The sequence below is a fragment of the Pseudomonas uvaldensis genome (assembly GCF_021271205.1).
Classification (GTDB): Bacteria; Pseudomonadota; Gammaproteobacteria; order Pseudomonadales; family Pseudomonadaceae; genus Aquipseudomonas; species Aquipseudomonas uvaldensis.
The window spans coordinates 525,036-547,330 of record NZ_JAIWKS010000006.1 but is presented as its reverse complement, the minus strand read 5'-3'; the positions used below and the strand labels follow the sequence as shown (position 1 = coordinate 547,330).

Genomic DNA, 22,295 nt, shown 5'->3' with positions numbered 1-22,295 from the left:
CGCTTCGATGACCTGAAGCCCTGCATCGCCGAAACCTACTTAACTCATTGAATCTCAAGGAGTTTTCCGTTTCGACTGCGCCGGAAGTGGGGCGAATTATAGAGACTCAGAATCTGCCGTCAACAGCTATTTTCATAATTCTGTCATATCGGTTAAAAGCCTTGAAAACACAGAGGCCAGCGCCCTATGGCGCCGGCCTCTGTGTTTACAATTACAAGCTGGGAAACGCGAACTGCGAAGCCTCATGACTGGCGCGCTGCGGCCAGCGCTGAGTGATGGCCTTGCGTCGAGTATAGAAACGCACGCCATCCGGGCCGTAGGCGTGCAGATCGCCAAACAGCGAACGCTTCCAACCGCCGAAGCTATGGTAGGCCACTGGCACAGGCAACGGTACGTTGACGCCCACCATGCCGACCTCGATCTCATCGCAGAACAGCCGCGCCGCCTCACCATCACGGGTGAAGATGCAAGTGCCGTTGCCGTATTCGTGATCATTGATCAGTTGCATGGCCTCTTCCAGGCTATTGACCCGAACAATGCACAGCACCGGCCCGAAGATCTCTTCCTTATAGATGCGCATCTCGGGCGTCACGCGATCGAACAGGCAACCTCCGAGGAAGAAACCTTCTTCGTGCCCGGCCACACTCAAGCCACGACCATCGACCACCAGAGTCGCACCCGATGCCACACCGTCCTCGATATAACCGCTGACCTTGTCGCGATGCTGTCCAGTCACCAACGGCCCCATGTCCAGACCGCACGAGGTGCCGGCGCCAATCTTCAGCGCTTGGATCTGCGGAACCAGCTTGCTCACGAGCGCATCCGCCACCTGGTCCCCGACACAGACAGCCACCGAAATAGCCATGCAACGTTCGCCGCAGGAACCATAGGCAGCCCCCATCAAGGCACTGACCACATTGTCCAGGTCCGCATCCGGCATCAGCACCGCGTGGTTCTTCGCTCCGCCCAGCGCTTGGACGCGCTTGCCACGCCGAGTGCCCTCGGCATAGATGTATTCGGCAATCGGCGTCGAACCGACAAAACTCAGCGCCTTCACTTCCGGCGCTTCGATCAGCGCATCCACCGCAACCTTGTCGCCATGCACCACGCTCAATACGCCCTTGGGCAGCCCGGCTTCCAGAAGCAGTTGCGCAATCAGCAAGGTCGAGCTCGGATCGCGCTCGGAGGGTTTGAGGATGAAACAGTTGCCGCAAACGATCGCCAGCGGGTACATCCATAGCGGGACCATCGCCGGGAAGTTGAACGGAGTGATACCCGCCACCACGCCCAGCGGTTGAAAATCCGACCACGCGTCGATGTTCGGTCCTACGTTGCGGCTGTATTCGCCCTTCAGAATCTCCGGGGCGGCACAGGCGAACTCGACGTTTTCGATACCACGCTTGAGCTCACCGGCCGCATCTTCCAACGTCTTGCCATGCTCCTCGCTGATCAGTTGCGCAATACGCGACTCGTTCTGCTCCAGCAGTTGCTTGAAACGAAACATCACCTGGGCACGCTTGGCCGCCGGCGTTTTGCGCCAGTCCGGGAAAGCCGCATGTGCAGCGTCGATGGCCTGCTGGATGGTGGCTCGGTCGGCCAATGGCACTTTATGGATCGCCTGGCCGGTGGACGGGTTGAACACGTCAGCCGTACGAGGGCTGTCACTCAACAGCTCGCCATTGATCAGATGCGGGATGAGGCTCATGGGGACTCCGGAATTTATCCACGGGCGTCCATGCCTGGACACCCATTATTGAAGGTTATAAGGAAGAAAACGTCAGTCCAGCTTGTTTAGCACTTCACCGACCGCATCGAACAACCGATCCAGGTCCTGTGGCTTGCTGTTGAACGTCGGCCCGAACTGCAGGGTGTCGCCGCCGAATCGGACGTAGAACCCCGCCTTCCACAGCGCCATGCCCGCTTCGAACGGACGCACGATTGCATCGCCGTCCCGAGGAGCAATCTGAATCGCGCCCGCCAGGCCAAAATTGCGGATGTCGATGACGTTCTTCGCCCCCTTGATGCCATGCAGCGCATTCTCGAAATGCGGCGCAACTTCGGCCACGCTCTGTACCAGGTTTTCCTTTTGTAGCAGGTCCAGCGCCGCAAGCCCTGCCGCGCACGCCACCGGGTGTGCCGAATAGGTATAGCCGTGAGGAAATTCCACCGCGTACTCGGGGGTCGGCTGGTTCATGAAAGTCTGGTAGATCTCGGTGCTGGCGATGACCGCGCCCATGGGAATCGCACCGTTGGTGACTTGCTTGGCGATACACATCAGGTCGGGGGTGACGCCAAAGCTATCCGCGCCGAACATCGAACCGGTCCGGCCGAAACCGGTAATCACCTCATCGAATACCAGCAGGATATTGTGCTGGTCGCAGATGTCCCGCAGACGCTTGAGATAACCTTCAGGCGGCACCAGCACACCGGCAGATCCGGCCAATGGCTCGACGAATACGGCGGCAATATTGGACGCATCATGCAGCTCGATCAGCTTGAGCAGCTCATCGGCCAGGGCAATGCCGCCCTCCTTCGGCATGCCACGGGAATAAGCATTGCTCGCCAGCAACGTGTGGGGCAGGTGGTCGACGTCCTGCATGGGCTGGCCGAACAGCTTGCGGTTGCCGTTCACACCCCCCAGGCTGGTGCCAGCAATGTTGACACCGTGATAACCGCGGGCGCGGCCGATCATCTTGGTCTTGGTCGCCTGGCCCTTGAGGCGCCAATAAGCGCGGACCATTTTCACCGCGGTATCGGCGCATTCGGAGCCCGAGTCGGTGAAGAACACATGATTGAGGTTGCCCGGCGTCAGAGCGGTGATTTTTTCCGCCAGCTGGAACGACAGTGGGTGGCCATATTGAAAGCCCGGCGAATAATCCAGAGTGCCCAGCTGCTTGGCCACCGCTTCCTGGATTTCCTTGCGGGTGTGCCCGGCGCCACAAGTCCACAACCCGGACAGCGAGTCGTACACCTTGCGCCCCTTGTCATCGACCAGCCAGCTGCCTTCGGCCGCGACGATCAGACGAGGATCGCGCAGAAAATTTCGGTTGGCGGTGTAAGGCATCCAGTGGGCATCGAGCTTGAGCTGGCTGGCCAGGGAAGCACCAGCGTGTTCGGGCATGTTCATCGACAAAACCTCGCAAGGTATAGACAGCATGGAGTCAGAAGTGCATTGCAGCTACGTTGCCACGGGGATAAAGTCGGTGAAATTCAACTTTTCTAACCTTCAGTCAGCGGTTCACTAAACTATGAGCGTTCGCCGCCCCGATCCGCTGGCCCAAGTCAGCGATTTCGACATTCGCTTGCTGCGCCTCTTTCGTAGCGTAGTGGAATCCGGTGGGTTTTCTGCGGCGGAAACCGTACTTGGCATTGGCCGATCGGCCATCAGCCAGCAGATGAACGATCTTGAGCAACGGCTCGGGCTGCGCCTGTGCCAACGTGGGCGAGCCGGTTTTTCGCTGACGGAGGAAGGTCGGGAGGTGTATCAATCGGCGCTGCAATTATTGAGTGCACTGGAAAGCTTTCGCACCGAGGTCAACGGCCTGCATCAGCATTTGCGTGGCGAACTGACCATCGGCCTGACCGACAATCTCGTCACCCTGCCCCACATGCGCATCACTCATGCTCTGGCTCAGTTGAAGGAGCGTGGGCCCGACGTGCAGATCCAGATTCGCATGATCCCCCCCAACGAAGTCGAGCAGGGAGTCCTCGACGGCCGCTTGCATGTCGGTGTGGTGCCCCAGGCCAGTGCGCTCTCCGGGCTGGAGTATCAGCCGCTCTACAGTGAACGCTCATTGCTGTATTGCGCCGTCGGACATCCACTGTTTTACGTGGACGACCTGCAACTCGACGAAGCGCGCCTGAACGACCAGGATGCGATTGCGCCGACGTTCCGCCTGCCAGCCGAAATCCAGGCCCATTACCAGGCACTCAACTGCACCGCCAGCGCATCGGACCGCGAAGGGATGGCCTTCCTGATTCTCACCGGACGCTACATCGGCTATCTGCCGGATCACTACGCCAACCTCTGGGTCCAGCAAGGCCGATTGCGCGCCCTGAAACCCAGGGAGCGGTTCTATGACCTGAGCCTGGCCTCGGTGACGCGCAAGGGCCGTCGCCCTCACTTGGTGCTCGAGAGTTTTCTTGAGAGTCTTGCGGCGACTCGCTGACGCCCGCAAATGCGATAAGGGACATTGCTCAATTATCGTTGCAAGGCTTTTGTCACAACGGCACTTGTCGGATCATTGCCGGTGCGCTATCAACGCTTTTGCTTGCCCCACAGACCCAGCCCGGAAACGTCCATGACCTTCGAAGTCCCAGCCCACGGTGGCAAGCCCACCGGCCGCATTCGTCAGAAGAACGAAGAGACCATCCTCAAGGCGGCTGAAGATGAGTTCGCCCGCCACGGTTTCAAGGGCACCAGCATGAACACCATCGCCTTGAATGCCGGATTACCCAAGGCGAACCTGCATTATTACTTCACCAACAAGCTCGGGCTGTACGTGGCCGTACTGAGCAACATCATTGAACTGTGGGACAGCACCTTCAACACCCTCACCGCCGAGGACGACCCGGCCGAAGCATTGACCCGCTACATCCGTGCGAAGATGGAGTTCTCCCGCCGCCGGCCTCAGGCCTCACGGATCTTCGCCATGGAAGTGATCAGCGGCGGTGAGTGCCTGACCGAGTATTTCAACCAGGACTACCGCACCTGGTTCAAGGGCCGCGCGGCCGTGCTCCAGGCCTGGATCGATGCGGGCAAGATGGACCCGGTCGACCCGGTGCACCTGATCTTCCTGTTGTGGGGCAGCACCCAGCACTACGCCGACTTCGCTACCCAGATCTGCCGCGTGACCGGCCGTAGCAAGTTGACCAAACAAGACATGATCGATGCCGGCGATAACCTGATCCGCATCATCCTCAAGGGCTGCGGCCTGACACCCACTCTTTAAGATTCCCATGCCTTTTACGCTTGCCGGCCTTTGCGAGTACCGCGAAGAAATTCGCAAAAGCCGTTTCATCACCTTCGCCGCCCCCATCAGTAGCCCGGCAGAGGCCCAGGCCTTTATTGATCAGCACAGCGACCTGAACGCGACGCACAATTGCTGGGCCTGGAAACTGGGCGCCCAGTACCGCAGCAACGACGATGGAGAACCGGGCGGCACCGCCGGACGGCCGATCCTGGCCGCCATCGAAGCCCAGGATTGCGATCAGGTCGTGGTGTTGGTGATTCGCTGGTATGGCGGAATCCAGTTGGGCACGGGCGGACTGGCCCGGGCGTACGGCGGCGGCGCGAACAAATGCCTGCAAGGCGCCGTGAAAGTCGAGCTGATCAGCCGTGTGACGCTGCACTGTACTTGCGGGTTCTCCGAACTGGCCTTGGTGAAACTGCGCGTGGCCGAATGTGGCGGACTAGTGAACACAGAAGGGTTTACCGCCAACGGCGTGGAGTTGCAGCTGGCGGTAGGCGAAAGCCAAATCGACACGTTGCAAAAACAGCTGGCTGATTTGAGCCGTGGACGCATTCTATTGGCGCGATGATGCAGTCAGAAGCACGGCGAACACATCCTTAATTGCCCACATCCTCTGTGCACCCGGCTGTGGATAACCTGAGCACACCCGCCTGTAACCCTGCTGTCATGCGGGTTCTAGAAGGATGCTCATTTTTTATCCAGGGCTCTCACCTATTCACAAATCAGTCAATAAAACAACTGGTTGCAGCGGTTTATCGCCTTTAGAAGAAAGCCGCCCAGCGCTTATGCCCAAGCGCTCGGCTTGCGCACAATAACTGTGGAGCAAGCTGTGGATAACCCGTTCATGCCTGCCGCTGCGCCAGTAAAGACAGGCTTCCCAGGGAGTTGCTCATTTTTTAACCGCTCGTTTGGGGAGCATAGAACCGCAAGCCTGGGGTATGCTCCGGGTCCTTGAATCCACGATGTCTTTTCTTCCAAGGACGCTACCCATGAATTCGGCAAAACATGCATTGATCATTGGCGCTTCCCGTGGTCTGGGCCTCGGCCTGGTGAAAACGCTACTGGACGATGGCTGGAACGTGACCGCCACCGTTCGCAATCCGCAAAAGGCAGAAGCCCTGAAGGCCTTGGGCCCGGTGCGCATTGAAAAGCTCGACATGGACGACCAGCATGCCGTCATCGCCCTGAGCCAACAGCTCAAGGATGAAACCTTCGACCTGCTGTTCGTCAACGCTGGCGTCAAAGGCCCTGATAATCAGGCCCCCGGCGGCGCAACGCTGGCCGAAGTCGGCCAATTGTTCTTCACCAACGCGGTGGCGCCGATCAACCTGGCCCAGCGCTTCGTTGGCCAGATCCGCGATGGCAGCGGCGTGTTGGCGTTCATGAGTTCGGTGCTCGGCAGCGTGACCATGCCCGACGCACCGGAGCTGGCGCTGTACAAGGCGAGCAAGGCCGCCCTCAACTCAATGACCAACAGTTTCGTCATTCAACTGGGCGACCAGGCATTGACCGTCCTGTCGCTGCATCCGGGCTGGGTGAAAACCGACATGGGTGGCGAAGGAGCGGACATCGATGTCGAAACCAGCACACGCGGTCTGGTCGATCAGGTCAACGCGTTTGCCGGTAAGGGCGGGCATCACTTCGTCAACTACAGAGGCGAAACCATTCCCTGGTAAACACGCCGCATATCCCTTGTGGGAGCGGGCTTGCTCGCGAAAGCAGTGGGTCAGCTTGCACCCATGTCGAATGCACTGACGCCTTCGCGAGCAAGCCCGCTCCCACAAAAGCATTTGGCCCGGCACTGGAAACCTGTCCGGCAACCTGAGTAAACTCGGCACCTCGCCCCCAACGGCGACCCTGGATCAGCAGACAGGGCATCACTGAGCTGGCTAACCTGAACCCATTTTCAGAGGAGCCGGCCATCATGCCTGCGACCCGCACCTGGTTAAAAAATCCCCTCGCCATCTTCACGGCCAACGAGCTCGATGCCCGTGGCGGCCTCGTCCTGCAGGACGGTGTCATCGTGGAACTCCTGAGCGCCGGCCAGCACCCAACCCACCCCTGCGACAGCGTTTTCGACGCACGTGAACATGTGATCCTGCCGGGGTTGATCAATACCCATCATCACTTCTATCAGACGCTGACCCGTGCCTGGGCACCGGTGGTGAATCAGCCCTTGTTTCCATGGTTGAAAACCCTCTATCCGGTCTGGGCGCGGCTGACGCCGGAAAAACTTGCCCTGGCAACCAAAGTGGCACTGGCCGAGTTGCTGCTGTCGGGCTGTACCACGGCGGCCGATCACCATTATCTGTTCCCCGAAGGCCTGGAAGACGCCATCGACGTACAGGTACAAAGCGTCCGTGAGCTGGGCATGCGCGCGATGCTGACCCGCGGTTCCATGAGCCTGGGCGAAGCCGACGGGGGCTTGCCGCCACAGCAGACCGTGCAACAAGGCCAGGTGATTCTCGACGACAGTCGACGGTTGATCGATCGTTACCATGAGCGTGGAGACGGTGCGCAGATTCAGATTGCCCTGGCGCCCTGTTCGCCCTTTTCAGTCACCCCCGAGATCATGAGCGCCAGCGCCGAGCTGGCGAACAGCCTCGATATCCGCCTGCACACGCACTTGGCCGAAACCCTCGACGAAGAAGACTTCTGCCTGCAACGCTTCGGCCTGCGAACCGTGGATTATCTGGACAGTGTCGGCTGGCTCGGCCCACGTACCTGGCTGGCCCACGGTATTCATTTCAATGCCGATGAAATTATCCGCCTCGGCGCCGCCGGCACCGGCATCTGTCATTGCCCCAGTTCCAACATGCGCCTGGCCTCGGGCATTTGTCCCACCATCGACCTGACCGCCGCTGGCGCCCCGCTTGGCCTCGGGGTGGATGGCTCCGCATCCAACGATGCCTCGAACATGATCCTCGAAGCCCGCCAGGCGTTGTACATCCAGCGCCTGCGCTATGGCGCGCAGGCCATCACACCGGAGCGGGTGCTGGGTTGGGCAACCCGAGGTTCGGCACAGTTGCTCGGACGCAGCGACATCGGTGAATTGGCGGAGGGCAAACAGGCGGACCTGGCGTTGTTCAAGCTCGATGAGCTGCGATTTTCCGGCAGCCACGACCCGATTTCAGCACTGCTGCTGTGCGGCGCGGACCGTGCGGACCGGGTGATGATTGGCGGCCAATGGCGGGTCATAAACGGTCAGGTCGAAGGGCTGGACTTGAAAGGATTGATTGCCGATCACAGACAGGCGGCGCGGGCGTTGATTGCAGGGACCTGATCGGACGTCATCGCGGGCAAGCCTTGCTCCCACAAGGATGGAGATACCCTCCAGACATACCTGTGGGAGCAAGGCTTGCCCGCGATGCTTCTAAAGCCCCAGCAAGGACAACATGATGAACGTCGCAAACAACACGAAGTGAGTCATGCCTTCTATGGCATTGGTCTCGCCATCGTTGAGGTTGATGGCGCTGACGATCAGGGTGATGAAAATCATCACCGTCTGCACCGGCGTCATTGCCATCTGGAACGGCTGGCCGGTATAGAGCGCCATGGCCTCCATCACCGGTACCGTCAGGATCACCGTCGACAACGAAGCCCCCAGGGCGATGTTCACTACCGACTGCATGCGATTGGCGAGTGCGGCGCGCAGGGCAGTGAGGATTTCCGGCGCGGCGGAAATGGCCGCCACCAGAATGGCCGTGACCACCGGTGGTGCGCCGGAACCCTCCAATCCCAGGTCGATGGCCTTGGACATCACTTCGGCCAGCGCGCCGATCACCACCACGCCAAACACCAGCGCGGCGATGGAAAACGTCAGGCTGATGGGCTCGGGCTCGGTTTCCAGCGGCTCTTTCCTGCGGCGTTTTTCCGGGTAGCTATAGCTGAAGAAATAACTGTGGGGCCCCACCTGCATGCGCAGGAACAGGGTGTACAGCACGATCATCGCGCCGATGGTGAAGGCGGAATAGTGCTTCCAGTTTTCCTGAGGAATGAATTCTGGCACCACCATCGACACGCCCATGGCGGTGAGGATCATCACGCTGTAGGTGCGCGCCGAATCGTCGTTATAGGCCTGCTCGCCATGCTTGAGCCCGCCCATCAGCGCGGCCAGCCCGAGGATGCCGTTGATATCGAGCATCACCGCCGAATAGATCGTGTCCCGCACCAGGGTCGGCGACGCTTCGTTGCTCATCATGATCGCCAGGATCACCACCTCGACCAGCACCGCCGAGAGGGTCAGGATCATCGTGCCGTAAGGATCGCCGACCTTTTCCGCCAGCAATTCGGCATGATGGGCCACGCGCATCGAGGCGGCGACGATGAAGCCGATCAGTATCAACCCGCCCGCCAACGCTACGATCCGCCCGCTGCCCAACAGCCAGTGCTCCAACGGGTAGGCGACCAACGCCGCGAGCAGCGCCAGCAACAGCAGCGTTTCTTGCTTGATCAACATGAACATCGCGAGCCAGTCACCGTCGGTGGGTCATGACCTACTAGACTGTGGGGGGCCGTGAACGTTTCGTCCGGTGTGAGGTGCCCTTGTCGGGCTGCGAAAAACTCGTCGCAGGCAGGTCCGGCTCTCAAGTGGATCAGCCGGTCAGGTTTTACCAGACATTACCGTCAGCCTCTGTAGAATGCCGCCATTGATTCACTGATGAGAAAAGAGCATGTACGAATGGCTGAACGCCCTGCCCAAGGCTGAATTGCACCTGCACCTGGAGGGTTCGCTGGAGCCCGAGCTGCTGTTCGCCCTGGCCGAACGCAACAAGATCGCCCTGCCCTGGAGCGATGTCGACACCCTGCGCAAGGCCTATGCCTTCAACAACCTGCAGGAGTTTCTCGACCTGTATTACCAGGGCGCCGATGTGCTGCGCACCTCCCAGGATTTCTACGACCTGACCTGGGCCTACCTGCTGCGTTGCAAAGCGCAGAATGTTATCCACACCGAACCGTTCTTCGACCCGCAGACCCACACCGACCGAGGCATCCCCTTCGAAGTGGTGCTCAACGGCATCGCCGCCGCCCTCAAGGACGGTGAGCAGCAACTGGGCATCACCAGTGGCCTGATCCTGAGTTTCCTGCGCCACCTGAGCGAAGAGCAGGCCGAGAAGACCCTCGACCAGGCGCTGCCGTTCCGCGATGCCTTCGTGGCCGTGGGCCTGGACAGTTCGGAGATGGGGCATCCGCCAAGCAAGTTCCAGCGGGTGTTCGACCGGGCTCGCCATGAAGGCTTCCTGACCGTGGCCCATGCGGGCGAAGAAGGACCACCCGAGTACATCTGGGAAGCCCTCGACCTGCTGAAGATCCAGCGCATCGACCATGGTGTCCGGGCCATCGAAGACGAGCGGCTGATGCAGCGGATCATCGACGAGCAGATTCCGCTGACGGTGTGCCCATTGTCCAACACCAAGCTGTGTGTGTTCGACGACATGTCCCAACACAACATCCTCGACATGCTCGAGCGCGGCGTGAAGGTGACCGTCAATTCCGATGACCCGGCGTACTTCGGCGGTTACGTCACCGAAAACTTCCACGCCCTGCATACACACCTGGGCATGACCCAGGACCAGGCCAGACGCCTGGCGCAGAACAGCCTGGATGCGCGGTTGGTGAAACCTTAAGCCTCACGCGCCATCCTGTGGGAGCGGGCTTGCTCGCGAATGCGCCAGCACATTCAACATTGATGCAGCTGACCCACCGCTTTCGCGAGCAAGCCCGCTCCTACAGGAGACTGGTGCTTACCCGGCCGAGCCCTCGCTCAACTCCTCCAACGTCTTGCCCCGCGTCTCCATCCCGAACAACCAGACCACCCCTGCCGCCACGGCAAAGCACAACGCCCCCAAGGCGAACACACCGCCCTGCCCGGTGATGGGAAACAGCAACCCGGTCACCAATGGCCCCAGCAACGAACCGATGCGACCGACCGCCGAGGCAAATCCCGACCCCGTAGCCCGTGCCGAGGTGGGATACAGTTCCGGGGTGTAGGTGTAGAGCACTGCCCACATGCCAAACAGGAAGAATTGCATGAGCAATCCGGAGCCGATCAGCAGACCGACGTTGCCGCCAAACACCGCGCTCTGCCCATAGAGAAAGGCCATCACACCACCGCCCAACAAGGTGATGACACACACCGGTTTACGCCCCCAACGCTCCACCAGCCAGGCCGCCATCAGAAACCCCGGAATACCGCCCAGGGAAATCAGCACGGTGTAATACACCGACTGGGTCACGGCGAACCCCGACTGCTGCAAGAGAGCACTGAGCCACGAGGTCAACCCATAGAAACCGAGCAGGGCAAAGAACCAGACGCTCCAGATCATCATCGTGCGCTGGCGATACAACGGCGACCAGATCCGCGCCAGAGCCGAAAAGAACGTGCCAGGCGTATCCGCCAGCCTCGGGAGCCGGACAGGCTCCGGCAGCGCCTGGCGTCCCAGCGATGCCCGGACCTTGTCCTCGATCCGTTGCAACACGACATCCGCCTCGTCGTCCCGCCCGGCTTGCTCCAGCCAACGCGGCGACTCGGGGATGAAGAAGCGAATCACCAGGACAAATATCGCCGGCACCGCCAGTACCAGGAAAATGTCACGCCAGCCAATCACCGGCAGCAGGAAATACGACAGCGCTCCCGCCGCCACGAAGCCCAGGGGCCAGAAGCCATCCATCAAGGCAATATAACGTCCCCGTTGCCTGGCCGGGATCAGCTCCGAGAGCATCGACTGGGCAATCGGAAACTCCATACCCATGCCGATTCCTAGGAGGATGCGAAACAGCGTCAGTGTCTCGATATCCTGAGCGGTGGAGCACAGGTAGCTGGCGAGGCCCCACAGCACGATGCTCCATTGGAACACCGGCTTGCGCCCGAACCGGTCAGCCAGCATGCCCGACAGCGACGCTCCCACTACCATGCCGAAGAAGCTGGAACTGGCCAGCAGCCCCGCCTGGGCTGTACTCAGGCCGAACTCGGCTTTGATCGAACCCAGCAGGAACGTCATCATCGCCAGGTCCATGGAGTCGAAGAAAAACGCCAGGGCGATAATGATGAAGATAATCCGGTGATAGCCGCTGATGGGCAGCCGTTCCAGGCGTTCGGCCGCGCTGTAGCCGTGAGTGTTCATATGGTTTTCCCCAGTCCGATGATCACCGGGCCGAGTGTGCGCGAACCTCGCGGGTGCCTGATGCTGAATACGACCTGTCGATGGCCCTAGAGCGCCATTTCCAACGTATCCTGCCTGGCGAATCGGTGAATTTCCTGCTGGCCGAGCGCTGTTACCTGCAAGGCTCGCGAATCGTTGGGCAGGCTCAACCAGCCGGACTGCATGAACAACTGCAGCAATGCCGCCCCCAGGGCGCCCCCCAGGTGCGGACGGCGTTCGCTCCAGTCCGGACACGCGCAGGCGGTGCGGGCGTTGCGATGGGCCAGGGCCTGAATGAACAGGCCGTGCCCGGCCAACAGACTGGCCCCCTTGTGAGTGACGATCACCCGTTGGTCACACTGCTCAATCCAGCCGGCATCCAGCAGGCGCTGATACAGGTCGGCCGCCAGGGTTCCCCCCAGATGATCGTCACAGAGCCTGGCTCGCAACAGCGACGCGGGGGCCGACGGCGTTCTGGTCGACATCACGCCACGCTTGAAGACCTCCGGGATCTGTCGCGGCGTACTGGCCAGGGTGGCGCTGGCCAATGCCTCGACTGCCGCGCCGACCTCCGGCGCCGCGAGGCGGAAAAACCGCTTGCGCCCCCGTGCTTCGACTTTCAACAGACCACCGGCCGACAGGCGTCCCAGATGAGCACTGGCCGAGGACGGCGATAACCCGGCCAGTAACGCCAGCTCTTCAGCCTGCCGGGCCGTACCGTCCATCAACGCCCACATCATTGCGCTGCGCTTTGGGTCGGCCAGCAGCGTGGCGATCTGGCTGATGCAAGGTGCATGTTCCATGTATTCACTCCCTGTTGAATCATTCGTCTACTGCTCTGGGGCCGGATGACCCGTCATAAGGCGCCGCCCAAAGCGGCTCGACCACCGGAACCGGTGGTATCGATGCGTCGACGGGACAGTACTTCCCCGGTGCCGCGCCGATTCAGGCGGCCGCTAGTATAAGCGTGGCGCCCAAGCTTTCCTGTCCTCCGGAAACCTTTGGAGGCGATTGTTCGTGAGGGAAAATTCTCTATTTGCCCGCGACTATTGGTCGTCCGCCGCCAAACGCGGAAATTGCGCGGTCAACTGACCACAACGGGCCTGGAGCATTTCCCGCAGCAGGTTGATGGGCTTGCTCAGTTGAGCCCGATGAGCGCACAGCAGATTCAGCGGTGCACGCTCGCAGAGCAGGCTCGGCAGCAGGATCTTCAGGCGGCCGGCCAGCACATCGGTTGAAACATCCAGCCAGGACTTATAAGCGATGCCCGCGCCAGCCACCGCCCAGCGCCTGACCACGTCGGCGTCATCGCTGAAACGATCACCAGTGACGGTGAGGCTCACTTCCCGTTTACCGTCTTGAAAGCACCAATGGTCATGAACCCGGGTGCCGAGCATGTATAACAGGCAATTGTGCTGGGCCAGTTGCTCCAACTGGCGAGGTTCGCCGTGGCGAGCCAGGTAATCCGGTGAGGCACACAGCACCCTGCGGTTATCCGCCGCGACCGGCAGGGCCACCAGGCTCGAATCCTCCGGCTCGCCATAGCGTAGCGCGATGTCGACGGGTTGCTTGAAAAGGTCGGCGATGCGATCGCCCAGCAACAGCCGCACCGTCAACCCCGGGTGTTCGCGCTGGAATTCGTCCAGCCAGGGCAACAAAAGGTTGCGTCCCAGGTCAGAGGGTGCGGATAACTGCAGCACGCCACTGACCCGGTCCTGGCTGCTGGTCAAAAGCCGCCGCCCCTCGTCGAGGCTGCTCAACGCGGCCCTGGCATATTCGAGAAATCCCTCCCCCTCGGCGGTCAAGCGCAAGCTGCGGGTCGAACGGGCCAACAGCCGGGCGCCCAGATGTTGCTCGATCCGCTTCAACGCGGCACTGGCCACCGCCGCCGACAGATCCATCACCCTGGCCGCTGCGGAAAGACTGCCCAGATCCGCCGCCCGGACAAACAGCTGCAGGTCATCGAATCGAAGCATGGCGACTCCATTATCAAAAAAATATTGAAAGAGCCTGTCTTTTTAGCCGGTTTTATCGTGGCGATAAATAGCTAACCATGGCGGCATCCCACTCACTCACGGAGCCACTGCATGAAAGCCATTGCCTACTATCATTCGTTGCCCATCAGCGACGTGAAATCGCTGCAAGATATCGAACTGCCGGAACCCGTCGCCGGCCCACGGGATCTGCTGGTGGAAGTCAAAGCCATCTCGGTCAACCCAGTGGATACCAAAGTGCGCCAGAACGTCCAGCCTGAAGGCGATGCCGCCAAGGTGCTGGGCTGGGACGTGGCCGGCGTGGTCAAGGCCGTGGGCAGCGACGTCACGTTGTTCAAGGCCGGCGACCGGGTCTTTTACGCCGGTTCCATCGCCCGGGCGGGTGGCAATAGCGAACTGCACGTGGTGGATGAACGTATTGTCGGCCACATGCCCGAAAGCCTTGGTTTCGCCGAATCGGCCGCATTGCCGTTGACGGCCATTACCGCCTGGGAGTTGCTGTTCGAGCGGCTACAGATCCAGGAAGGCGCGGATGACAAGAACCAGAGCCTGCTGATTGTCGGCGCTGCGGGCGGCGTCGGATCGATCCTGACGCAGTTGGCCCGCCAACTCACCGGATTGAAGGTCATCGGCACCGCCTCCCGCCCTCAGACACAAGATTGGGTACGCAGCCTGGGAGCGGACCTGGTGGTCGACCACAGCCAGCCATTGAGCGCGGTGCTGAAGGAAGCCGGCCAGGCGCAGGTGACCCACGTTGCCAGCCTGACCCAGACCGACCAGCATCTGGACCAGTTGGTCGAAGCGCTGGCGCCCCAGGGCAAACTGGCGCTGATCGACGACCCCAAGGCGCTGGATGTGTCCAAACTCAAGCGCAAAAGCCTGTCGTTGCACTGGGAGTTCATGTACACCCGCTCGCTCTTCGAAACGCCAGACATGATTGAGCAACATCATCTGCTCAACCGCGTCGCCACACTGATCGACGCCGGCACGCTGAAGACCACGGTTGGCGAGCACTTCGGCATCATCAACGCCGCAAACCTGCGCCGGGCCCACGCATTGCTGGAAAGCGGCAAGGCCAAGGGCAAGATCGTGCTCGAAGGGTTTTGATCCAGCAGAACCAGGGCCTGTGGGAGCAGCTTTGCTCCCGCAGGCAATTGCACCGTCAGTCCGAGAATTGACCCTTGTCACAATTGCGATCGCATTCCGGTCTACACTCGAGGCCTTTGCAACGCAATCTTTTACGTGAGGAGGTCAGCAATGAAGATCCTGATAAAAGAAGTGGCAAAATCCCAATGGCAAGTGCGTCTTGACCAGCACGCCGTCACCTTCCGTACCGAGGCCGAAGCCAAAGCTTTTGCCAGCACCCTGCAAGCGCGGATTCACGCGCCACACCACTTCCCCGAACAGCAGCGCGCGGCTGGCTGAATCAGCCCTGGCGATCGACGACCCGGGCTTTTTGCAGGCGCCGGGTCAGCATCGCCGCGCCCACCACCAACAGTCCGCAAAGACTGATGACCATCGCCATCGGTACGGCGGTGCCGTCATGCAATGCCGCCACCAACGCGGCCGCCCCGGCAGCTACGGAAAATTGCAGACACCCCAGCATCGCCGAAGCGCTGCCGGCCCGAGCACCCTGCCCGCTCATGGCGCAAGCCGATGCATTGGGAATGATACAACCCAGGCTGGCGATGCAGATGAACAGTGGAATCAACAGCGGCCACAGCCGCGCAGGCTGTAATGCACTGACAGCCAGCAGGCTCAGCCCAGCCGCCAGGTAAACCCACACCACACGGGTCAGCAGAAAGGCCGGGCCACGCCTGGACAACAATCGAGCGTTGACCTGCGCCACCAGGATGAAACCCGCCGCATTGGTGCCGAACAACCAGCCGAAGTGTTCGGCCGGCACCCCGTAAAGCCTGATGAATACGAATGGCGAACCGGCGATGTAAGCAAACATCCCTGCCATCGCGATACCGCCCGTCAGGGCATGCCCCAAGAAGACCGAGTCGGTCAGCAGTCGACCGTATTGGCGCAAAGCCCCGGATAACGGTTGCCGGGGCACGTGTGCCGGCAGGCTCTCGGGTAACCACAAGGCCACGGCCGTGGCCGCCAGCGCACTGAACAGGGTCAGGCCGATAAAGATCGATTGCCAGCCGTACAGGTTCACCAGCAATCCGCCGAGCATCGGCGCGAGGATCGGCGCCAGCCCCATCACTAGCATCAACTGGGAAAACACCTTGGCCGAGCCGACCGCATCGCATTTGTCGCTGACCACCGCGCGGGAAATCACCATGCCGGCACATCCGCCCAGGGCCTGGATGAAACGGGCGCCAATCAGCCATTCAAGGCTTGGTGCATAGGCGCAAGCCACGGACGCCAGTGTGAACAATCCGACGCCCGTCAACAGCGGAATGCGCCGTCCGAAGCGATCGGCCACCGGCCCGTAGGCCAATTGCCCGATGGACAGCCCGAGGAAATAGGCCGCCAATGTCAGCTGGATGTGTTTCTCATCGGTGCCGAAGGCGGTTGCCATGGCCGGGAAGGCGGGCAGATAGAAATCGATCGCCAAAGGACCGAAGGCGCTCAAGGCGCCAAGAATCAGAATGATACGAAGGTTCATCGGGCGTCCCGTTCAGGCGTCAGTCAGCAGCCCGACAGTCTATCCATGCCGGGCGCCCTTGAACATTCCGATAGGTCGCTAACGATTAAAATAATTCAGGCAGGACGGACTTCGTACCCTTCCTCCTTGATGACCTCGGCCAACGTATCGGCCGGCAACGAACTCTGGACCCGCACAGTCTTGGCGCCGAGATCGACTTGCACATCGGCCGCTGGATCCCTGGCCTGCACAGCCTGGGTGATAGCCTTGACACAGTGACCGCAGGACATGCCCTGGACATTGAATGTTTGCATGAAAATGACTCCTGGCAATTGACGTTGGCGGCAGTTTCAAGCTTGCCATCATGGCAAGGTCAAGTTCTGACGAAATCTGCCGGGCTGGCAATCGGCAACGTGCTCAGCCAAGCTGCACACATCAAGGATTCAACACCGGAGGTTCAGCCATGCGCTGGTCAACGTTCAGCCTGTTTTGCATGTTGGTTTTTTCAGCGGTGGCCCCCTCGGCATCAGCCGACGAGGATTTCGGCGTGGTGATCGTCTCCCGCGAGCGCCTGGAAGTTTCCAGCTCTTGCGAGATTGGTATTTATATCAATGATCAACTCACTGCCAGGCTGTTTCAGGAGGGCAGTACCTCCTTCAATTTGCCGGCCGGCCGGTTCTCTTTGCGCCTGAAGTTGTTGCCAGGCCAGACGCCAGGTTGCGGTCCGGGCATGCTCGCACCGGGTTCGCAGGAAATTACCCTCAAGGCCGGCGACATCCTGAAGTACCGTATCGCCATGAACGAGCAAGGGATGTACCTCAGGAAGACCGGGCTCGGTTACTGACACAACCCTATCCATGTGGGAGCGGGCCTGTGCAAGTCTTCGGATTGGCGCTTGACCTTGCCCGCATGGCAAGGTTGATCCTGTAGCCATTCACTACAGGGAGCCCGACCGATGTCCGAATCCACCACCGTCGACCTGCCCATCACCGGCATGACCTGCGCCAGCTGCGCCGGGCGTGTGGAGCGCGCCCTGGGCAAAGTGGCCGGCGTGAACCGGGTCAGCGTCAACCTGGCCAATGAGCGGGCCCACGTTGAATTGCTCGAACGGCTCGATCCGCAAATCCTGATCGACGCAGTCAGGCGCGCCGGCTACGACGCCAGCGTCTGGCAGGACGAACAACCCCATGACACCCAGCCCCTTCACCTGAACCATGAGCGTCTGGTGCTTATATTGGCGATCCTGCTGTCGCTGCCACTTGTACTGCCAATGCTGCTGCAGCCATTGGGCGTGCACTGGATGCTTCCGGGTTGGGTGCAGTTCGCCCTGGCGACGCCGGTTCAATTCATCTTCGGTGCGCGGTTTTATGTCGCGGCGTTCAAGGCGGTACGCGCCGGGGCCGGGAACATGGACCTGCTGGTGGCATTGGGTACCAGCGCCGGCTATGGCTTGAGCGTCTACGAATGGGCGTTCGTCGGTTCGTCACATCTGTATTTCGAAGCTTCGGCGGTGGTGATTGCCCTGGTATTGCTGGGCAAATACCTGGAGAGCCGCGCCAAGCGGCAGACCGCCAGCGCCATCCGGGCCCTCGAAGCCCTGCGGCCGGAACGTGCGACACAGGTGGTCGAAGGCCAGGAACGCGACGTTGCGATCAGTGCCTTGCGCCTGGACGACGTGGTATTGGTCAAACCCGGTGAACGCATTCCCGTTGACGGTGAAGTCCTGGAAGGCCAAAGCCACGCCGATGAGGCGCTGATCAGTGGTGAGAGCCTGCCGGTGCCCAAGGGCCCCGGCGACAAGGTCACCGGCGGCGCCATCAACGGCGAAGGCCGACTGCTGGTGCGTACCCTGGCACTGGGCACGGAAACCGTCCTGGCGCGCATCATCCGCCTGGTGGAAGACGCCCAGGCGGCCAAGGCACCGATTCAGAAACTGGTGGATAAAGTCAGTCAGGTGTTCGTGCCGGTGGTGCTGTTGCTGGCCCTGGCAACGCTGATCGGCTGGTGGCTGTACGGCGCCCCACTGGAAACCGCGCTGATCAATGCCGTCGCCGTATTGGTGATCGCCTGCCCCTGTGCCCTGGGCCTGGCGACACCCGCGGCGATCATGGCTGGCACCGGCGTAGCCGCGCGCCACGGGATCCTGATCAAGGACGCCGAGGCGTTGGAGCGTGCCCATGACGTCAGTTCGGTGGTGTTCGACAAGACCGGGACGCTCACATCCGGCACGCCGCGCATCGCCCACCTGGCCGCCCTCGACGGTGACGAAACCACGCTGCTGCAATGGGCAGGCGCCCTGCAGCGCGGCAGCGAACACCCCCTCGCCAAAGCAGTGCTGGACGCCTGCGCCGAGCGTGGCCTGGACGTGCCGGCTATCCGCGACAGTCAGGCCCTGGCCGGACGTGGCATTGCCGGTAGCCTGGAGGGCCGGCGCCTGGCGTTGGGCAATCGGCGCTTGTTGGAAGAGTCGGGCCTTGAACCCGCGGCCCTGGCCGAGTCGGCCCAAGCCTGGGAAACGGAAGGTCGGACCTTGTCTTGGCTGATCGAGCAAAGCACAACGCCACGGGTGCTGGGTCTGTTCGCCTTTGGCGACACCCTCAAGCCGGGCGCACTCGCTGCGGTGCGGGCCCTGGATGAACGTCATATCACCAGCCACTTGCTGACCGGCGACAACCGAGGCAGCGCCAAGGTGGTTTCCCAGGCGCTGGGCATTGCCAATGTGCATGCCGAAGTGTTGCCGGGGGACAAATCCGCCATCGTCATCGAGCTGAAGAAAAACGCCGTGGTGGCAATGGTCGGCGACGGTATCAACGACGCACCAGCGCTGGCTGCCGCTGACATCGGCATTGCCATGGGCGGCGGCACCGACGTGGCAATGCATGCCGCCGGCATCACCCTCATGCGCGGCGATCCGCGACTCGTACCGGCAGCGCTGGAGATCAGCCGCAAGACCTACGCAAAGATCCGCCAGAACCTGTTCTGGGCGTTCGTCTATAACCTGATTGGCATTCCGTTGGCGGCATTCGGCCTGCTCAACCCGGTGCTGGCCGGTGCGGCCATGGCGTTGTCGAGCGTCAGCGTGGTGAGCAATGCGTTACTGTTGAAATTCTGGACACCCGAGGACCAGGAGGACAAGCGATGAATATCGGCCAAGCGGCCCGCCAGAGCGGCCTGAGCGCGAAGATGATCCGATATTACGAATCCATCGGCCTGCTCAAGGCAGCCCATCGCACCGACAGCGGCTACCGGATCTACGGTGTTGACGACCTGCACACACTGGCGTTCATCAAGCGCTCCAGGGACCTGGGGTTTTCCCTGGAAGAAGTCGGCAAGCTGTTGACGCTCTGGCAGGACCGTCAAAGGGCCAGCGCCGACGTCAAGGCTCTCGCCCGCCAGCACATCGACGACCTGAACCAGAAAATCCGCGAACTGGCCGGACTGCGCGACACCCTCCAGGACTTGGTGGAACACTGCAATGGCGACCACCGCCCGGACTGTCCGATCCTCAAGGAACTGGCGTCCGGGTGCAGTTCTGAAGGCGGGAGCAAAGCTTGCTCGGGATGACCCGCGCAACATCCATGCAAACTGACCCACCGTCATCGCGAGCAAGCTCGGCGCCTACAGGGTGGGTCTTGCGCCAGAAGGATAAGCTTTGCGCTGACCGATCATTGCATCCAGGGCGGAGGCGGTTCTTCGGTCTTGCCCGGCGGCGCATCTTCGGCGGCGCGCATGGCCTGGCGACGCTCTTCGTCCCGGCGGGCGGCCTCGATCTCGCGCATGACTCCACCGACATCCGCCAACGCCTCCGGCTCGTCGAACTCACCCGTCAACACGCTACCCGGATGCAAGGTCCCGGCCTCGTAAAGCGCCCACATCTCCTTGGCATAGCGGGTGCGCTTGAGCTCCGGCGCGAAACGACCGAAGTAGGACGCCATGTTGCCCACATCGCGCTCAAGCATGCTGAAGGCATGGTTGTTACCGGCGGCATCCACCGCCTGCGGCAGGTCGATGATCACCGGGCCTGTCGGCGCGAGCAGTACGTTGAACTCCGACAGGTCACCGTGCACCAGGCCGGCACACAACATCAACACGATCTGCGAGATCAGGAAGGCGTGGTATTCACGGGCCTGATCCGGCTCAAGGACCACATCGTTCAGTCGCGGAGCCGCGTCGCCGTACTCGTCGGCCACCAACTCCATCAACAGCACGCCCTCGAGGAAATCATACGGTTTGGGCACACGTACCCCGGCATTGGCCAGGCGAAACAGCGCCGCGACTTCAGCGTTCTGCCAGGCGTCTTCGGCCTCCTTGCGCCCGAACTTGGAGCCTTTCGCCATGGCACGGGCCTGCCGGCTGTTACGGACCTTGCGACCCTCCTGATACTCGGCCGCTTGACGGAAACTGCGCTTGTTCGCCTCCTTGTAGACCTTGGCGCAACGTAGCTCATTGCCGCTGCGCACCACATAGACAGCTGCTTCTTTACCACTCATGAGTGGGCGCAGCACTTCGTCGACCAGACCGTCCTCGATCAGGGGTTCAATGCGTTTTGGAGTCTTCATCAGCTTTTATTCTGGGTCCTTTGTGACCAAACACGCGAATGACAGCCGTTATACGGCAATCCTTCCTCCACGGGGAGGGGTTGCCGACCTGTGAACCGGCGATGCACACACTGTGCCGGATATCGACCGAGTCGAATCATAGCCGAGAGCAGCGCCGGCACTGCCAATCTGACGCCGAGGTTATTTGCGACAAGAACTGACAATCCCGGCGCTGGACTCAGCGCTTGAACAACTCGCCCGGTGTAAATCCGAACATTGACTTGAACGCCGCAATGAAAGCGGATGTAGAGTCATACCCGCACGACAGCGCCGCGCCGGTCACGCTGTCCCCCTCTTCCAGCGAACCGAGGGACGACAACAACCGCATGCGCTGGCGCCAGGCCCGAAAACTCAGACCTGTTTCACGCTGGAACATTCGCATCAGAGTTTTTTCCGAGGTTCCCAGGCGTTCGGCCCAGGCTTGCAGGGTAACGTTCTGTTCAGGTTGCTCGATCAACTCGTTGCACAATCCCAGCAAGCGCGAATGCCGGGGCAACGGCAGGGAAAAACCCACTTCTGGAAGTGTCGCCAATTGGTCCAGCAACACCTGCACCAGTCGCGACTCGGGCGTATCGCCCTGCGGGTACTCGACCGGCAACTGACAGAACCCCTTGATCAGCTCGCGGGCCAGCGGCGTGACCTCCAGGACCCGGCAGCGTCCGTCATCCCACGGGCAGGCTTGGCGACGGACATACAGGCTGCGCATTTCCGCCCGGGTGGACGTCACGACGTGATGTTCCAGGTCCGCCGGAATCCAGATGCCCCATTGAGGCGGCGCGAAGAAACTGCCTGCGGCTGTGTGCACGCCAAGTACGCCGCTGATGGCGTAGGAAAACTGCACCCAGTCATGGCGATGGGCTTGAGTCCAGGAACCGGCGCTCAGGCTTTCGACACGGGCGTAGACCGGCCTGGGCAGTTGCGTCAGATCGGGAATACGACGTTCGAGCCGCTGGTGTCCGTTAGTCGGCATTGATTGGCCTTATGTCGCA

General features: G+C 61.1%; 20 protein-coding genes and 1 pseudogene. 11 read left to right on the top strand and 10 right to left on the bottom strand.

The window, feature by feature from the left end; translation table 11 throughout:
* Positions 1–211 precede the first annotated feature (211 nt).
* Together LCU97_RS17235 and LCU97_RS17230 are read right to left on the bottom strand one after the other, a co-directional pair.
* A complete protein-coding gene (locus tag LCU97_RS17235; protein WP_232777276.1) occupies positions 212–1,705 on the bottom strand; it encodes a CoA-acylating methylmalonate-semialdehyde dehydrogenase in 1,494 nt (497 codons plus the stop codon).
* A gap of 72 nt (positions 1,706–1,777) precedes the next feature.
* Positions 1,778–3,127 (bottom strand): aspartate aminotransferase family protein, encoded by a 1,350-nt coding sequence (locus tag LCU97_RS17230; protein ID WP_053155411.1) that lies wholly within the window; start codon positions 3,125–3,127, stop codon positions 1,778–1,780.
* Between the two features lie 121 nt (positions 3,128–3,248).
* On the opposite strand from LCU97_RS17230, the gene LCU97_RS17225 reads away from it, so the two are divergent.
* From LCU97_RS17225 to LCU97_RS17205, 5 genes are all read left to right on the top strand, one after another.
* Positions 3,249–4,169 (top strand): LysR family transcriptional regulator, encoded by a 921-nt coding sequence (locus LCU97_RS17225; RefSeq protein WP_053155413.1) that lies wholly within the window; start codon positions 3,249–3,251, stop codon positions 4,167–4,169.
* Positions 4,170–4,301: 132 nt separating this feature from the next.
* On the top strand, positions 4,302–4,952 hold the full coding sequence (locus LCU97_RS17220) for a TetR/AcrR family transcriptional regulator (RefSeq protein WP_232777275.1): 651 nt from the start codon (positions 4,302–4,304) through the stop codon (positions 4,950–4,952).
* A gap of 7 nt (positions 4,953–4,959) precedes the next feature.
* Complete coding sequence (locus LCU97_RS17215; RefSeq protein ID WP_053155417.1) at positions 4,960–5,541, top strand: IMPACT family protein; 582 nt, start codon at positions 4,960–4,962, stop codon at positions 5,539–5,541.
* Between the two features lie 421 nt (positions 5,542–5,962).
* Positions 5,963–6,649, top strand: a complete 687-nt coding sequence (locus tag LCU97_RS17210; protein WP_232777274.1) for an SDR family oxidoreductase — start codon at positions 5,963–5,965, stop codon at positions 6,647–6,649.
* A 248-nt stretch (positions 6,650–6,897) separates the two neighbouring features.
* Positions 6,898–8,256: an 8-oxoguanine deaminase gene (locus LCU97_RS17205; RefSeq protein ID WP_232777273.1), complete on the top strand. Its 1,359-nt coding sequence runs from the start codon at positions 6,898–6,900 to the stop codon at positions 8,254–8,256.
* Positions 8,257–8,346: 90 nt separating this feature from the next.
* Here the strand turns inward: LCU97_RS17205 and LCU97_RS17200 are convergent, their stop codons facing one another.
* Positions 8,347–9,438 carry a calcium:proton antiporter gene (locus LCU97_RS17200; RefSeq protein ID WP_053155421.1) on the bottom strand — a complete coding sequence of 364 codons (1,092 nt, stop codon included), beginning with the start codon at positions 9,436–9,438 and terminating at the stop codon, positions 8,347–8,349.
* Between the two features lie 208 nt (positions 9,439–9,646).
* On the opposite strand from LCU97_RS17200, the gene LCU97_RS17195 reads away from it, so the two are divergent.
* Positions 9,647–10,600 carry an adenosine deaminase gene (locus tag LCU97_RS17195; protein ID WP_053155423.1) on the top strand — a complete coding sequence of 318 codons (954 nt, stop codon included), beginning with the start codon at positions 9,647–9,649 and terminating at the stop codon, positions 10,598–10,600.
* A 117-nt stretch (positions 10,601–10,717) separates the two neighbouring features.
* Here LCU97_RS17195 and LCU97_RS17190 read toward each other — a convergent pair whose 3' ends face one another.
* From LCU97_RS17190 to LCU97_RS17180, 3 genes are all read right to left on the bottom strand, one after another.
* On the bottom strand, positions 10,718–12,097 hold the full coding sequence (locus LCU97_RS17190) for an MFS transporter (protein WP_053155424.1): 1,380 nt from the start codon (positions 12,095–12,097) through the stop codon (positions 10,718–10,720).
* 86 nt (positions 12,098–12,183) lie between these two features.
* On the bottom strand, positions 12,184–12,918 hold the full coding sequence (locus tag LCU97_RS17185) for an ArsR/SmtB family transcription factor (RefSeq protein ID WP_232777272.1): 735 nt from the start codon (positions 12,916–12,918) through the stop codon (positions 12,184–12,186).
* A gap of 243 nt (positions 12,919–13,161) precedes the next feature.
* The gene (locus tag LCU97_RS17180) at positions 13,162–14,091 is read right to left on the bottom strand and encodes a LysR family transcriptional regulator (RefSeq protein ID WP_053155428.1); all 930 of its coding nucleotides are present in this window, start codon (positions 14,089–14,091) and stop codon (positions 13,162–13,164) included.
* A 111-nt stretch (positions 14,092–14,202) separates the two neighbouring features.
* Here LCU97_RS17180 and LCU97_RS17175 point away from each other — a divergent pair, with 111 nt between their 5' ends.
* Positions 14,203–15,216 (top strand): zinc-binding alcohol dehydrogenase family protein, encoded by a 1,014-nt coding sequence (locus tag LCU97_RS17175; RefSeq protein WP_053155430.1) that lies wholly within the window; start codon positions 14,203–14,205, stop codon positions 15,214–15,216.
* A 150-nt stretch (positions 15,217–15,366) separates the two neighbouring features.
* Positions 15,367–15,534: a hypothetical protein gene (locus LCU97_RS17170; protein WP_172679656.1), complete on the top strand. Its 168-nt coding sequence runs from the start codon at positions 15,367–15,369 to the stop codon at positions 15,532–15,534.
* 1 nt (position 15,535) lies between these two features.
* Here the strand turns inward: LCU97_RS17170 and LCU97_RS17165 are convergent, their stop codons facing one another.
* Together LCU97_RS17165 and LCU97_RS17160 are read right to left on the bottom strand one after the other, a co-directional pair.
* The gene (locus LCU97_RS17165; RefSeq protein WP_232777271.1) at positions 15,536–16,729 is read right to left on the bottom strand and encodes a multidrug effflux MFS transporter; all 1,194 of its coding nucleotides are present in this window, start codon (positions 16,727–16,729) and stop codon (positions 15,536–15,538) included.
* A gap of 95 nt (positions 16,730–16,824) precedes the next feature.
* Positions 16,825–17,022, bottom strand: coding sequence for a heavy-metal-associated domain-containing protein (locus LCU97_RS17160; RefSeq protein ID WP_053155433.1), 198 nt, complete (start codon positions 17,020–17,022; stop codon positions 16,825–16,827).
* 149 nt (positions 17,023–17,171) lie between these two features.
* Between LCU97_RS17160 and LCU97_RS17155 the strand changes: the two genes are divergently transcribed.
* The 3 genes and pseudogenes from LCU97_RS17155 to cueR all read left to right on the top strand — a co-directional run bounded on the left by LCU97_RS17155 (position 17,172) and on the right by cueR (position 20,272).
* Entirely contained in the window at positions 17,172–17,552 is a 381-nt protein-coding gene (locus tag LCU97_RS17155) for a hypothetical protein (protein WP_053155435.1), read from the top strand.
* 135 nt (positions 17,553–17,687) lie between these two features.
* A pseudogene (locus LCU97_RS17150) lies at positions 17,688–19,850 on the top strand (heavy metal translocating P-type ATPase); the annotation flags it as partial.
* A complete protein-coding gene (gene cueR / locus LCU97_RS17145) occupies positions 19,847–20,272 on the top strand; it encodes a Cu(I)-responsive transcriptional regulator (RefSeq protein WP_053155437.1) in 426 nt (141 codons plus the stop codon). The pseudogene LCU97_RS17150 and the gene cueR, both read left to right, overlap by 4 nt.
* 101 nt (positions 20,273–20,373) lie before the next feature.
* Here the strand turns inward: cueR and LCU97_RS17140 are convergent, their stop codons facing one another.
* Both LCU97_RS17140 and LCU97_RS17135 read right to left on the bottom strand, forming a co-directional pair.
* Positions 20,374–21,267 carry a PA4780 family RIO1-like protein kinase gene (locus LCU97_RS17140; RefSeq protein ID WP_053155438.1) on the bottom strand — a complete coding sequence of 298 codons (894 nt, stop codon included), beginning with the start codon at positions 21,265–21,267 and terminating at the stop codon, positions 20,374–20,376.
* A 217-nt stretch (positions 21,268–21,484) separates the two neighbouring features.
* Positions 21,485–22,276, bottom strand: a complete 792-nt coding sequence (locus LCU97_RS17135) for an AraC family transcriptional regulator (RefSeq protein WP_053155440.1) — start codon at positions 22,274–22,276, stop codon at positions 21,485–21,487.
* Positions 22,277–22,295 lie beyond the last annotated feature (19 nt).